The following is a 13868-nucleotide window of genomic DNA, read 5'->3' on the forward strand; positions in this document are numbered from 1 at the left end:
CGAGGCCGCTGCCGATGGCCTCCAGGGCGCCCATGTCCTCGGGGTTCGGGTCGTCCGGGGTCAGGCCGCTGGGGTCGGTGTAGACCGTGGGGGCGTCGGCCGCGTAGGCGTAGGCGGAGATGTACGGGGAGCCCGCCGGGACGGCCAGCGGGTCACGGGAGGTGAACCGGCCGGTGGCGGTGTCGTACGAGCGGGCCCGCAGGTACTGCTTGCCCGGCACGGCGGGGTCGTTGTACTGGCCGGCGAAGCCGAACGGGGTGGTCGGCGCGCCGGTCGCGAGGGTGGCCGTCCCCCAGCGGCCGTAGGGGTCGTAGGCGCTGCGGGTCTGCTGGGCGCCGGTGGAGTTGGTCAGGTCGGTGACCGAGCCGAGCCAGTCGTGGTGGAGGTAGTAGGTGCCCGAGGGGTTGCGCTGGCTCTGCGGCAGGCCCAGCGGGTCGTAGGTGTAGTCGCCGATCGCGGCGCCGGACCCGTTGGTCTCGGCGGCGATCTGCGGCAGCGGGTTGTTGATGTCCCAGGTGAGGGTGCGCGCCAGGGTGCCGTTGGTCTTCGTGGTGACCCGGTTGCCGTCGGCGTCGTAGGTGAAGGTGAAGGTCTGCTTGCCGACGACCGTACTGGGACGGCCGGCCGCGTCGTAGGTGGTCGTGGTGGTGTGGACGGCGAGCGGGTCGCGGTAGGTCTTGGAGTTCCAGACCGCCTTGCCGGCGCTGTCGTAGAGGACGAAGTTGCCGTCGTCCTGGACCTTGGCCACGGCCCCGGCGTTCCCGGCGGTGTTGGTGCTCCACAGCACGGTCCCGCCGCCGTCGGCGACCACGAGGTTGCCGTCGGCCTGCATGGTGGCCCGGGCGCCGGGGTGGCCGGCGGTTCCGGAGGACCAGGCGGCGAGGCCGGTGTCGATCTGGTACAGGACCAGGTTGCCGTCGGCCTGCATGATCAGCCGGGCGTTGTTGGACTCGACGGCCGTGCCCGGGGCGAGGACGGTGCCACTGGCGATCGTCCGGTCCCGGTAGGGGGTCTTGACGCTGGTGGTGTTGCCGTCGGCGTCGTAGCCGTAGGTGGTGGTCGCCGAACCGACGGCGCTCGTGGTGAGCCGGTCGGCGGCGTCGTAGGTGTACGTGGTGGTGCCGAAGCCGTCGGTCTGGGTGAGCCGGTTGCCGACCTTGTCGTAGGTGTAGCTCAGGGCTCCGGCGGCGCAGCCGACGCCCGACGGGTTGACCGGGCAGCCGGTCAGCAGGCGGCCGGCCTGGTCGTAGGTGTGGTTCTGGACGCCCGTGCCCAGCCCGAGCCGGTTCACGTTGACACTTGTGGGCTGGCCGGCCGCGTCGCGGGTGAGCTGCCAGGAGGCGAGCGTGGTGGCGCCCTTGGCACTGGCGATGCCGCTGAGCCGGCCCGCGGGGTCGTAACTGCGGCTCTCGGTGTGGCCGTTGGTGCCGGGCAGGATGGTGCTGGTGAGGTGCCCGGCCGGGTCGTAGCCGTAGCCGGTGGTGGCCCCGTCTGCGGTCAGCCGGGTGCGGCGTCCGTCGTCGTCGTACGCGTAGGTGAGGGTCTTGCCGTTGGGGTACTGGCGGCTGGTCAGGCTGCCGCGCGCGTCGTACCCGTAGGTGAAGCCGGCGCCGCCGCCGGGTGCGGTGGCGGAGGTGAGCCTCCCGGCCTTGTCGTGGGCGAATGTACGGGTGCCGGTGGCGTCGGTGACCGTGGCGGGCCGGCCGGCCTTGTCGTAGGTGCGGCCGACGGCGGGGGTGCTGTCGGAGTAGCCGGTGCCGGTGGCCAGGCCGCGCGGATCGTAGCCGGTGGTGGCGGTCAGGCCGCGGGCGTTGGTGAGGGTGGTGGGGTGTCCTTCCGGGTCGTAGCCGTACCCGACCTTGTTGCCGAGCGGGTCGGTGGTCGTGGCGGGCCGGTGCAGCGCGTCGTAGGTGTAGGTGGTGACGTGGCCGTTGGCGTCGGTGCGGCCGGTCCGGTTGCCGCCGGCGTCGTAGGCGTTGGTGGTGACCGCGCCGGCCGGGTCGGTGACGGTGAGCGGACGGCCGTTCGCGTCGTAGGCGGTGCCGGTGCGCCGGCCCAGCGGGTCGGTGACCGAGGTCGCGCGGCCGAGGGCGTCGTAGGCCGTGGTGGTGGTGTTGCCCAGCGGGTCCTTGACGGTGGTGCGGTTGCCCCCGGCGTCGTAGCCGAAGGTGGTCGTGTAGGTCGCCGGGTCGGCGCCGGAGGCGTTGCCGCGGGCGTCGACGACGGCGGTGGGCCGCTCGTCGGCGTCGAACGACCACGTCGTGCGGTGGCCGAGCGGGGTGGTCAGCGAGACCCGGTTGCCGCTCGCGTCGTACCCGTGGGTGGTGGTCTTCCCGAGCGCGTCGGTGACGGTGGTCAGCCGGCCGGCCGCGTCGTAGCCGAGGGTGGTCCTCGCCGCGGTCGGATCGGTGACGGTCAGGACCTGGCCGGTCGGGCTGTAGGTCGTGGCGGTGGCGTTGCCGAGCGGGTCGGTGACGGTGACGGGCCGGTTGACCTGGTCGTAGGCGGTGGCGGTGACGGCTCCGGTGGGATCGGTGACCGAGGTGCGGTTGCCGTTGGCGTCGTACCCGTAGGCCCAGGTGTAGGCGGCGGCCGTGGCGCCGGGGGCGTTGCCGCGGGCGGTCACCGTGCTGGTGCGCCGGTTGTTCCGGTCGTAGCCGTAGGTCGTCCGGTTCCCGAGGGCGTCGGTGACGGCGGTCAGGTTCCCGGCCGGGTCGTAGGTGCTGGTCGTGGTGTTGCCCAGCGGGTCCTTGACGGTGGTGCGGTGGCCGGCCGCGTCGTAGCCGTAGGCGGTGGCGTTGCCCAGCGGGTCCTTGGCGCCGGTCAGCCGGCCGGCGGCGTCGTACTCGTAGGTGGTGGTGCCGCCGAGCGGGTCGGTGGCGGAGGTGAGCAGGTCGCCGGCGTCGTAGGTGTAGGTCGTGGTGTGGGCGGCCGCGGTGGCGCCCGGGGTGTTGCCCCGGGGGTCGGTCTTGGTGGCGAGCCGGCCCGCGGCGTCGTAGGTGAAGGTCGTCCGCTCCCCGAGCGGGGTGGTGACCGAGGTCCGGTTGCCCTTGGTGTCGTAGCCGTAGGTGGTGGTGCCGCCGCGCGGTCCGGTGACGGTCGCGAGCGCGCCGAGCGGCGTGTAGGTGAACGTGGTGCGCCCGCCCGCGGGGTCGGTGCTCGCGGTCAGCCGGTTCGCCGTGTCATAGGTGTAGGTCGCGGTGTTGCCGCGGCCGTCCTTGTGGGTGGCGACGTTGTTGCCGGCGTCGTAGGTCCAGGTCTCGGTGACCGACACCGGCGCGGGGGCGGTGCTGGTCAGAGCGTTGCCGTTGGCGTCGTGGGTGAAGGTCGAGGTGTTGCCGTTCGGGTCGGTGACCGCGGTGCGGTTGAGCGACCCGTCGTAGGTGTAGCGGGTGGTCCTGCCGTACGGGTCGGACTGCCATGCGATGACCCCGCCGCTGTACGCCATCGTCCAGATGCCGCCGTCGGGGTGGGTGACCTGGGTGGTGCCGTTCGCGGCGTCGTAGCCGAAGGCGGTGACGCCGCCGAGGGCGTCGACCTGGCGGGTCACCCGGCCGGAGCCGTCGTAGGTGTTGACGGTGACCACCTTCCCGAGCGGGTCGGTGACGGTGGTCAGCAGGCCGCTGCCGGCGTCGTAGCCGTACGTCGTGGTCCGGCCGCGGAGGTCCCGCACCGCGGTGAGCCGGTCGCCGGTGTACTGGTACGTCACCGTGCGCTGCCCGGGCAGGGTGACGGTGGTCAGCAGGGCGCCGGTGTAGCCGAGGGTCACGGAGCGCCCGGCCGCGTCGGTGATGCCGGTGAGCTTCCCGTCCGTGTGGCCGAGCGTGAGGCCGGCGCCGCCGGGGTCGCGCAGGGTGGTCAGCCGTCCGCCGCCGTCGAAGAGGAGCTGGTGCCGGTCGGGCGTGGTGAGCCGGTAGCCGTCGCCCGTCTTCTGCAGGGTGGAGTGGATGTACGGCCGGGTGGCCGTCAGCGAACCGTCGGGCTGGACCGCGTAGTCGGTCTGCGAGCCGTCCTCGGCCCGGAAGGTCACGACGGACTGGCCGATCAGCAGCGAGGCGGAGTACGGGAAGACCCAGCCCTTGCCGAGCACACCGGTGGCCGTCGTCGAGGAGGAGTAGCTGCGGGTGAGCTCGAAGGGCTGCCCCGGCCCGGGGAGGCGCGCGTCGGTGATGGCCTCGCCGAAGGCCCCGGTCGCGGTGTTGACCGGATCGCCGCAGTACTTGACGAGGTTCAGCACGATACCGGTGCTCGCGGGCGAGCCCGGGCAGGCCAGCGACACGTTGTCCGGGACGCCGACGATCGGCACCGGCGGCGCGGCCACCGAGACCAGGTCGTCGGAACTGCCGTCCTGGTAGCCGTACCTGACGGTGGCGTAGTAGTTCACACCGCGCTGGATCTGCGCCATCAGCGAGCACCAGCCGGTCGACTCGTACACCGACCACTGCGCGGCGTCGATCAGGGCGTTGTCCGAGGCGCGGCGGAACTGCACGGACACGGCGCCGCGGCTGCTGGCCCGCAGGGCGTCCGGGAGCGCCTGGTTGAAGTCCCAGGTGACGCACCAGGAGAGGCCGGTGTTGCCGCTCTGGTAGCTGTCGACGAAGGTGCGGAGGTTCGCGATGTACGGATGGCCGTCGGGCCAGCCCTCGGCGGTCGCGGCGCCCGTGTCCGCGCCCGCGCCCGCGTCCGCGGCGGGCGGCGCGGCGGAGGCGGTCGGCTTCGCGGCACCCGCGGGTGGCTTCGCGGCGGCCAGCTCCTGGAGTTCCGTGCCGGTGATGCTCCGGTACCCGGGCGTGCCGGGACCGGCGACCCGGGCGACCGGCTTCGGCGGGTCACCCGCGGGCGGGTGTACCCCCATCTCCCGTACCTGGCGCTGCTTCTGCTCCATCGACAGGGCCGTGGGCGGCGCGTCGGCGGTGGGCGGGGTGCCCTGATCCGTCACGCCTGCCGGGGCTGCCGCCGCCCCGGGTGACGGGGCCTGCGACTGCGACCAGGCCGGCGGGGCGACGGCGCCGGAGACCACCAGTGACAGCAGGAGGGGTAAGACCAATGTCCTTAAGGGGCGTGCCATTCCCGTGAGGATCCTTCCGTCTTCGCCTGCGGCGAGAGCGAACAGGTGTTCACTCGGGTCGAATCCTTCCCCATCGATAGGTATACGGAGGAGATGGCGGGGATCGTTGACCGAAACCCGTCACGATCCTGGCGGGGACTTGACGCACAGTCAGGTAGTGGCGGATCCGCTCAGCCGGAGATGGTCACCAGGCCCGCCTCGTAGGCGAGGATGACCAGCTGGACGCGGTCGCGGGCGTGGAGCTTGGAGAGCAACCGGGTCACATAGGTCTTCACCGTGGCCGGGCTGATGGTCAGTTCGGCGGCGATCTCGGGGTTGGACAGGCCCCGGCCGACCAGGGTGAGGATCTCGCGTTCGCGGTCGGTGATGCCCTCCATCGGCCTCGACGCCGGAACGGCCGTCCCGGCCGGGGCGGTCGGGGCGGTCGCGGGTTCGCGGCGGGCCGCGAACTCGGCGATCAGGCGGCGGGTGACGCTCGGGGCGATCAGCGCGTCCCCGGCCGCGACCACCCGGACCGCGGCGAGGATGTCGTCCAGGGCCATGTCCTTGACGAGGAACCCGGAGGCGCCCGCGCGCAGCGAGGCGTAGACGTAATCGTCGTCGTCGAAGGTGGTCAGCACCACGACGCGGGCCCGACCGGGGCCCCCGGTGATCAGACGGGTGGCCTCGATGCCGTCCGTCCCGGGCATCCGGATGTCCATGACCACCACGTCCGGGTCGGTCTCCTCGGCCAGCCGGACGGCCTCGGCCCCGGTCCCTGCCTCCCCGACGACCTCCATTCCGGGCGTCTCCGAGATGATCATCTCCAGCGCGGCGCGGATCAGCGGCTGGTCGTCGGCCAGCACCACGCGTACGGTCACCGCGCTCCTCCCGTCATCGGCAGCCGGGCGGTGACCCGGAACCCGCCCTCGGGCCGGGGCCCGGCCAGGAACTCGCCGTTCAGCAGGGCGACCCGCTCCCGCAGACCCACCAGTCCGTACCCGCCGCCGGGGGTGGTGCCGCGGCCTCGGCCCCGGTCGGTGACCTCGATGACCAGTGCGTCGGCGCTCCGGCCGTCGACGAGCACCCGGCAGCCGCGGACGTCGGCGTGGCGCATCACATTGGTCACCGCCTCCTGGATGACGCGGTAGGCCGCGAGGTCGGTCTCCGGCAGCAGGTCGCGGTGCCCGCCCTCCCGTCGGACCTCGACCCGCAGGCCGGCGGAGGCCGCGGTGGCGGTCAGCCGGTCGAGGTCGGCGAGGCCGGGCGGGCCGTACGAGGAGGGCGGCGCGACGGTGCCCGCCGGGCGGACGCCCTCACCGCGCCCGCTCCGGCCGGTCTCGCGGGCGTCGGCCTCTCGTTGATCGGCCTCGCGTTGATCGGCCTCGCGCAGGGCGCCCAGCATCCGGCGCAGCCCCGCCAGGGTCTCCCGGCCTGCCGTCTCGATCTCGGTCAGCGCCTCCCGCGCGCGGTCCGGACGGCTGTCGATGACCCGGCGGGCCGCGCCCGCCTGCAGGGTGACCACGCCGATGCTGTGCGCGACCGTGTCGTGCATCTCGCGGGCGATGCGCAGCCGTTCGGCGGTGACGGCCCGGGCGACGCTCTGGTCGGCCAGGCTGCGGGCGTGCTCGCGCGCCTGGCGCATCGAGCGGCCGACCAGCCAGGCGATGAGGGCCGTCAGCAGTCCGGCGTCGGCGGGGCCGATGGTGGTGCCGGTGTGGAACAGTCCGCCGCCCAGCTCGGGGAGCAGGGCGAGTTGGCCGAACAGCACGCCGAACACCAGGGCCGCGGCCGCCTGCGCGGTCCGGCGCGGGGCGTCGGCCGTGATCCGGCAGAACGCGACGTCGACCGCCAGCAGGGCGACCGGAGTGAGCTGCACCCCGTAGCGCCACGCCTCGGCCGCGGCGATCGAGGCACCGAGCAGTGCGGCGAGGGCCGTCAGCGGCCGGCGGCGCAGCAGGGCGCAGGCGGCCAGGGCCACCACCGTGGCCAGGGCGATCGCCGACCCGTCCCGGGGGGCCGTGTCGCCGTCGCGGGAGAGCGCGGGGTACGTCACCGAGGCGCACCAGGCGAGGGCCGTCCACGCACCCGGCGGTACGCGTCTGAGCAGGGGCAAGGAGGGCGTCACGGACATGCGGTGATCGTATCCAGGGGCCCGCGCCGCGGGGATCCGACCACGGGTGTACGACCTGGGTCGCACGGAGCCGTGAGCAACTGTCACCCCTGCTCCGATGCGGTGGCGGGCCGGTGCGCGGCACCGTTGACCGCATGATCGAAGTCAACGGACTGACGAAGCGTCACGGCCGCACCCTCGCGGTCGACCGTCTCACCTTCACCGTACGCCCGGGCCTGGTGACCGGGTTCCTCGGGCCGAACGGCGCCGGCAAGAGCAGCACCCTGCGGATGATCCTGGGGCTCGACGCCCCCACCGCGGGCACCGCCACGGTCGGCGGGCACCCGTTCCGGGAGCGTCCGCGCGGGCTGCGGCACGTCGGCGCGCTGCTCGACGCGGGCGAGGTGCACGGCGGGCGCAGCGGACGGGCCCATCTGCGGGCGCTGGCCCGTGGCAACGCGCTACCGCGCGGCCGGGTGGAGGAGGTGCTGCGCGAGGTCGGGCTGGCGGGGGCGGCGGCCGACCGCCGGATCGCCGGGTACTCGCTGGGGATGCGGCAACGCCTGGGCATCGCGGCGGCGCTGCTCGGTGATCCGCCGGTGCTGCTGTTCGACGAGCCGCTCAACGGACTGGACCCGGAGGGGGTGGCGTGGGTGCGCGGCCTGTTCCGCCGGCTGGCGGAGGAGGGCCGGACGGTCTTCGTCTCCAGCCATCTGATGAGCGAGATGGAGCACACCGCGGACCGACTGGTGGTCATCGGGCGCGGCTCGCTGATCGCGGCCGAGAGCGTGGCGGAGTTCGCCGCGCGCGGCGACCGGTCCACGGTGAGCGTCGGCACGCCGGAGCCCGGCGCGCTGACGCAGGTGCTGGCGGCGGCCGGCGCCGTGGTGCGGCCCGGCGAGGACGGCGGGCTGACCGTGGCCTGCCTGGACGCGGAGCGGATCGGCGCGCTCGCCCATGAGCACCGGATCCCGCTGCGGGGGCTGACCACCCGCACCGCCTCCCTGGAGGAGGCCTTCATGCGGCTCACCGCCGACAGCGCCGACCACCGTACGGAGGAGCACCGATGACCACGACGACCCCCCTGCCCGCCGGGCCGCGGGCCCGGTTCCGCGATCTGCTGGCCGCCGAGTGGATCAAGTTCTGGTCGCTGCGGTCGATGTGGTGGGTGCTCGGCCTGAGCGCCCTGGTCATCGTCGGCGGCAATCTGAACGCGGCGAAGCGCACCTACGACCAGATCCCGCCGGACAACCCGCTGCCGGCGTCCGGCGATCTGCAGGCGGCGCTGGACAGCTCGTTCACGATGCTCGCCGCCGACATCCTGCTGCTCGTCGCGGGCGGTGTCGGCGCCGTCGTGATCGCCGGCGAGTACGCCACCGGGATGATCCGCACCACGCTGGCCGCCGTCCCCGACCGGCGCGCGCTGCTCGCCGCGAAGGCGGGCGTGCTGACGGCGGTCATGACCGGCTACGGGGCCGTCGTCGCGGGGACGTCCTTCGTCCTGGCCCAGGCGGTCCTGTCCGGGCGGGGTGCCGGTGTGTCGATCACCCATCCCGGGGCCCTGCGGTTCGTGGCGGCGGCCGCCCTGTTCGCACCGGTCTGCGCCCTGACCGGCCTGGCCCTGGGGGTGCTGATCCGGCACGGCGCGGCGACGGTGGTGGGCACGGTGGTGGTGCTCTTCCTGCTGCCCTCCGTGTTCACCGACACCTACCGCTGGTCGGCGGCCGTGAAGCACGCGATGCCGTTCCCCGCCTGGCGGCGCCTGTCACAGGTCGACCTGACCAACACGCTGATACCCGACCACCCGGCGACGGTCGCCGGATCGTGGACCGCCTTCGCGCTGTGGCCGCTCGTCGCCGTGCTGATCGCCACGGCGGTGATCCACCGACGGGACGTCTGAGCGCACCGGGTGACACCGGGAGGACGCTCGGGCCCGGGGACCGGACCGCCCGGGCGGCCATCGGCCGCCGGCCGCCGCCCGGCACCCCGCGACTCCCGGGCCGTAGGACGGCCCCACGTCGCGGCGGTCGCCGGGTGCCCGGCAGTGATCCGCAAGACACGCCCTAGCCGAGGCTGCCGCCGGTGTTCCGGATCATCTGCCGGAGCACCTTGAGGGCGGTGATGTAGTCGGCGTCGTCGATGCCCTCGTGGATGCGGTCGCGGATGGCCGGGGCGTGCCGCTTGAGGCCGGCCCGGGCCTCCTCGCCGGCCTCGGTGATCCACAGCCGTTCCTCGGCGTCGCGGGTGAGCCAGCCGCGCTCCAGCAGCGCCGTGGACTCGGCCGCCAGGTCGTCCTCGGGGCGCAGGTAGGAGCTCATGGCCTGCCGGAGTTCCGGGACCGTCATGCCGTGGCCGTCGGGTGAGAGGTCGGCGGCCGACAGGTTGCGCAGCAGCCAGAACTGGGGCTGCGTGAAGCCGAGTTCGGCCTGCCGGGCGCGGGTGAAGGCGATGAGCGCCTCGTAGGCCACGCCCGTCCAGTAGGCGGCCGGCTGGGTGGCGAGTTCGGCGTCGGAGAGCTGCTGTGCCGTCATGTCGCTGACTCCTCAAGGTCTTCGGCGAGCGATGCGATCACCGTAGAAGTTGAAGTCCGCTTCACGTCAAGCACGGTCACCGGTGCCGGCGCCGGCACCGGCCGTCGCACCCCTTGGAGCGCCCGGATGCCGCCGATAGGCTGACGCGATGATCGATTACTTCCGCCGGCAGAGCCTGCCGGCCCGGATCCTCTGGGCCACGGCCGCCGTGGCGCTCGTCCCGCTCGTCCTCGACGTCAACTTCGAGAACATCGTCAAGAAGAACGGAGAGATCACCAGTTACAGCTACCTCGGCGTCTCCGCGATCGTCGCGGCGCTCTGCGGCCTGCTTTACGCGTTCCGGCGGTTCTTCGCCGCCCGGTTCGACGGGGCGCTGACCGGCACCGTCAAGGTCGCGCTGGCCGCGCTGGTACTCGTCAGCCTGCTCCAGGGCGTCCGCGGTACGGGCGTCGTCCCGGCGCAGACCGGGTGCGAGGCCTCGTACAGCCTGAAGCTCTGCCGGCCGCAGGCTTCCTGACCCGGCTCCGGAACACCCGCTCCGCACCCGTTGTCCGAGGTGATCGCTAGGGTCGCACCCGTGATCACCGGATGAACGGCACCCGGTGGCCGGCCACGGCACGAGGAGGAGCTGTGGGGCACTGGGAGCCCGTCGGGGACGGTTCGGAGGGGGCGGCGATCGCCGCGGGGGCAGCGATCGCGACAGGAACCGGCACCACCACAACGCCGGACACCACCATGAGGAACGAACCGCAGGCGCCGGCCGCGCTGCCGGACGAAGACACCTTCGTCCTGCCGGCCGCCTGGCGACCCCTCGCCCGCCCGCGCCGCGGGGGCGTGGTGCACGAGGTGACCTGGCCGGGGGCCGACGACATCCGGCAGGCCGAGGAACTGATCGCCGAACACCGGGACTGGATCGATGAGGTCCTGGCCTCCCCGGAGGCCGATCCGACGCTGGCGCGCGCCGCGCACGCGTACCTGGCCGGCGAGGCGGACCCGCTCGGGGCCGCCACCGTGGCCTCGATCGTGCCGTGCCCGTACGCCGGGGGCAGCTGGCAGGAACCGCCGTTCGCCCGGGCCTGGACGGCCCGGTTCGGACTCCCCTTCGCCGCCTGCGCGGTGACCCGCTTCCTCGAACTCGACATCACCTTCACCGTGCGCGACGACGTCCGCAGCCTCGCCGCCCTGCGGCTGCGCGGCACCGACGCGGGGTGGTTGACCGCCACCGACCTGCTGGCCGACCGGGTGCGGGCCCTGCTCGCCGCCGCGGACGACGCCCTCTACGAGGAGACCGTCGCCGCCCTCGCCGCCGGCCGCGTCACACCGCGCCGCCGGCTGGCCGCCGCCTACCTCGCACCGGGGACGCCCGGCTGGGTCGACGACTGCCTCGCCGACGAGCCGGACTACGGCCACTCCGGGCAGTACCTGCGGCCGGTACTGCTGGCCGCGCTCGACAACCCGGCCCAGGTGGAGCGCCTCGGCCCGGCCCCGAGGCTGATCTGGAACGCCTGGACCCCCACGCTCGTCGCCACCCTCGCCGACGCGCTGGGCACGGCCTGCATGCCGTTCCTCCCCGCCGCCGTCGAGAGCACCCGCGACGACCGGATCGCCGCCATGGTGGCGCACTTCCCCACCGACGAGGCCTTCCGCCTGCTGCACTCCCGCCCCGACGACAAGGCGGCCCGGGCCGCGCTCCAGCAGGCCGCCCCGCGGTACCCGCTGCGGACCGTCCGGCTGCTCGGCGAGGCCGCCCTCAGGGGCGGTAAGAACGCGCCGGCCGCGCGCCAGCTCCTCAGCAAGCACGTCGCCCGCCACCACGCCCTGCTGCCCGCGCTGCTGGAGCGGGTCGACCCCGCGACCGCGGAGCTGGTCCGCTCCCTCGACGGCGCCCGCGAGCGCGTCGCCGCCGCGGCGCCCGAGGCCCTGCCCGAGCTGCTGGTCTCGCCGCCGTGGACGCGCCCTCGCACGGTCGCCGGGCCACGGGTGCTCACCGGCCTTGCCCCGGACGACACCCCGCGCCTGCTGTGGCGCGACGGCGAGCGGGAGGAGTGGGCCCGCGACACCTACCACGGCTGGCAGTACCCGGACACCACCGACTGGGCATCCGAGGCCGAGAAGGTCATCGACGGCGGCGGCCACAGCCTCTGGTACACCGGCCGGCTGCTGGTGCAGGGCTCCACCGAGGCGCTCACCCCCTGGGTCGAGCGGTGGCGGCCCTCCGACCTGTGGCGCGGGCTCCTCTACCTGCGGCCCGTCCTGGCCAAGTACGGCGACGCGGCCGTGGCGATGGCCGTCTCGGCCGCCCGGAGCCAGCCGGCGAACCTCGCCCCCCTCCTGATGCCGCTCCTGTCCGCCGACGCCGCCCGGGTGATGGCGGACGGCCTGGTCCGGCTCAAGTCCGCACAGCCGACCGCGCGTTCCTGGTTCGCCCGGCACGGGGTCCCCGGCGCCCTGCTACTGGTGCCGGACGCCGTCGGCCCCACCGGACCGGCCCGGCGGGCGGCCGAGCAGGCGCTGCGCCTGGTCGCGACCGCCCACGGCGCGGACGCCGTACGGGACGCCGTGGCCGAGCGCTACGGCGGGCCGGCGGCGGACGTCGTCGCCGAGGCCCTGGCCGCGGACCCGCTGGAGAACGCGCTGCCCGCGAAGCTGCCCGAACTGCCCGACTGGATCGAGCCGGTCGTGCTGCCGCAGCTGCTGCTCACCGCCGGCGGGTCCCTGCCGGAGGAGGCGGTCCGGCACGTGATGACCGTGCTCGCCCTCTCGAAGCCCGGCGACCCGTACCCCGGGCTCCCCGTGGTCGTCGACACCGTCCGCGCCGACTCGCTGGCCGAGTTCACCTGGGCGCTGTTCGAGGACTGGCGGCAGGCCGGCATGCCGCCCACCGAGAGCTGGATCCTGCACGCCCTCGGCCCGCTCGGGAACGACGCGACCGTACACCGGCTCACCCCGATCCTGCGCGACTGGCCCGGGCAGAACGCCCACCACCGCGCCGTCGAGGGCCTCACCGTCCTCGCCGAGATCGGCACCGACGACGCGCTGCTGCACCTGCACGGCATCGCCCAGCGGGTGAGGTTCAAGGCTCTCAAGGCCCGCGCCCAGGAGAAGATCGCGCAGGTGGCGGAGGGCCTCGGGCTCAGCGGCGAGCAGCTCGCCGACCGGCTGGTCCCCGACCTCAGCCTCGACCCGGACGGCACCACCTCCATCGACTACGGCACCCGCCGCTTCACCGTCGGCTTCGACGAGCAGCTGCGCCCGTACGTGCTGGACGCGGACGGCAGGCGCCGCAAGGACCTGCCCGCCCCCGGCGCGCGGGACGACGCCGAGCTGGCGCCCGCCGAGCGCAAGCGCTTCGCGGCGCTGAAGAAGGACGTGCGTACCGTCGCCGCCGACCGGATACGCCGGCTGGAGGCGGCGATGGTCGACGGGCGCGGCTGGACGGCGGAGGAGTTCCGCTCGCTGTTCGTCGCCCACCCGCTGGTCCGGCACCTGGTGCGACGTCTGGTCTGGCTCGCCGAGCTGCCGGCCGGGGGTGGCAACGATGGTGACGGCGCGAACGGCGCCACCGTCACCGCGTTCCGGGTCGCCGAGGACCTCAGCTACGCCGACGTCGAGGACGACGGGTTCACGCTCCCCGGGAACGCGACCGTCCGGATCGCCCACCCGCTGCACCTCGGCGAGACGATCGGGGCCTGGTCGGAGCTGTTCGCCGACTACGAGATCCTGCAGCCCTTCCCCCAGCTCGGCCGCCCGGTCCACCGGCTGACCGGGGAGGAGGCGGCCGCCAACCGCCTGCACCGCTTCGAGGACCGGACCGTGCCGGTGGGCCGCGTGCTCGGCCTCACCGAGCGCGGCTGGGAGCGCGGCACCCCGCAGGACGCCGGTGTGGAGCGCTGGATCTCCAAGCGCCTCGGCGACGGCTGCCACCTGGTGATCGCCCTCGACGGGGGCATCGCGGTCGGCGCGGTCGACGTGTACCCCGAGCAGACCCTCGAAACCGTCTGGCTGAACCCCTACCCGGACGACTACTGGTACAGCAAGGACCACGCGCTGCGCTTCGGCGACCTGGACGAGGTCACCGCCTCGGAGCTGCTCGCCGATCTGGAGCGGCTGACGGCCGAGTAGGGCCGCTCCCGGACCGGCCCGGCCCCGGCGGCTGCCACCGGCCGCCGGGGCCGGG

The 13868-nt window shown here is 74.1% G+C and carries 8 protein-coding genes; 4 read left to right on the forward strand and 4 right to left on the reverse strand.

What is annotated here, in order from left to right; all coding sequences use genetic code 11:
• The 3 genes from ACWEQL_RS35160 to ACWEQL_RS35170 all read right to left on the reverse strand — a co-directional run.
• A partial coding sequence (locus ACWEQL_RS35160) for a DUF6531 domain-containing protein (RefSeq protein WP_452154450.1) occupies positions 1 to 4939 on the reverse strand: 4939 nt, incomplete at its 3' end.
• 299 nt (positions 4940 to 5238) lie between these two features.
• Entirely contained in the window at positions 5239 to 5928 is a 690-nt protein-coding gene (locus ACWEQL_RS35165; RefSeq protein WP_452154451.1) for a response regulator, read from the reverse strand.
• Positions 5925 to 7181, reverse strand: a complete 1257-nt coding sequence (locus ACWEQL_RS35170) for a sensor histidine kinase (protein WP_452154452.1) — start codon at positions 7179 to 7181, stop codon at positions 5925 to 5927. The genes ACWEQL_RS35165 and ACWEQL_RS35170 overlap by 4 nt, the downstream gene beginning before the upstream one ends.
• A 134-nt stretch (positions 7182 to 7315) precedes the next feature.
• Between ACWEQL_RS35170 and ACWEQL_RS35175 the strand changes: the two genes are divergently transcribed.
• Together ACWEQL_RS35175 and ACWEQL_RS35180 are read left to right on the forward strand one after the other, a co-directional pair.
• Complete coding sequence (locus ACWEQL_RS35175) at positions 7316 to 8230, forward strand: ABC transporter ATP-binding protein (protein ID WP_452154453.1); 915 nt, start codon at positions 7316 to 7318, stop codon at positions 8228 to 8230.
• Positions 8227 to 9060, forward strand: coding sequence for an ABC transporter permease (locus tag ACWEQL_RS35180; protein ID WP_452154454.1), 834 nt, complete (start codon positions 8227 to 8229; stop codon positions 9058 to 9060). The genes ACWEQL_RS35175 and ACWEQL_RS35180 overlap by 4 nt, the downstream gene beginning before the upstream one ends.
• Positions 9061 to 9223: 163 nt before the next feature.
• Here the strand turns inward: ACWEQL_RS35180 and ACWEQL_RS35185 are convergent, their stop codons facing one another.
• Positions 9224 to 9691 (reverse strand): MarR family transcriptional regulator, encoded by a 468-nt coding sequence (locus ACWEQL_RS35185; RefSeq protein WP_452154455.1) that lies wholly within the window; start codon positions 9689 to 9691, stop codon positions 9224 to 9226.
• 148 nt (positions 9692 to 9839) lie between these two features.
• On the opposite strand from ACWEQL_RS35185, the gene ACWEQL_RS35190 reads away from it, so the two are divergent.
• Both ACWEQL_RS35190 and ACWEQL_RS35195 read left to right on the forward strand, forming a co-directional pair.
• Entirely contained in the window at positions 9840 to 10208 is a 369-nt protein-coding gene (locus tag ACWEQL_RS35190; RefSeq protein ID WP_452154456.1) for a hypothetical protein, read from the forward strand.
• Between the two features lie 218 nt (positions 10209 to 10426).
• Entirely contained in the window at positions 10427 to 13813 is a 3387-nt protein-coding gene (locus ACWEQL_RS35195) for a DUF4132 domain-containing protein (RefSeq protein ID WP_452154457.1), read from the forward strand.
• Positions 13814 to 13868: the final 55 nt, after the last annotated feature.

The organism is Kitasatospora sp. NPDC004240 (genome assembly GCF_053603215.1).

Bases quoted from the DNA above. Each gene is read 5' to 3' on its own strand.
- ACWEQL_RS35170 (WP_452154452.1), bottom strand. From the start codon at position 7,181: ATGTCCGTGACGCCCTCCTTGCCCCTGCTCAGACGCGTACCGCCGGGT.
- ACWEQL_RS35175 (WP_452154453.1), top strand. From the start codon at position 7,316: ATGATCGAAGTCAACGGACTGACGAAGCGTCACGGCCGCACCCTCGCG.
- ACWEQL_RS35180 (WP_452154454.1), top strand. From the start codon at position 8,227: ATGACCACGACGACCCCCCTGCCCGCCGGGCCGCGGGCCCGGTTCCGC.
- ACWEQL_RS35185 (WP_452154455.1), bottom strand. From the start codon at position 9,691: ATGACGGCACAGCAGCTCTCCGACGCCGAACTCGCCACCCAGCCGGCC.
- ACWEQL_RS35190 (WP_452154456.1), top strand. From the start codon at position 9,840: ATGATCGATTACTTCCGCCGGCAGAGCCTGCCGGCCCGGATCCTCTGG.
- ACWEQL_RS35195 (WP_452154457.1), top strand. From the start codon at position 10,427: ATGAGGAACGAACCGCAGGCGCCGGCCGCGCTGCCGGACGAAGACACC.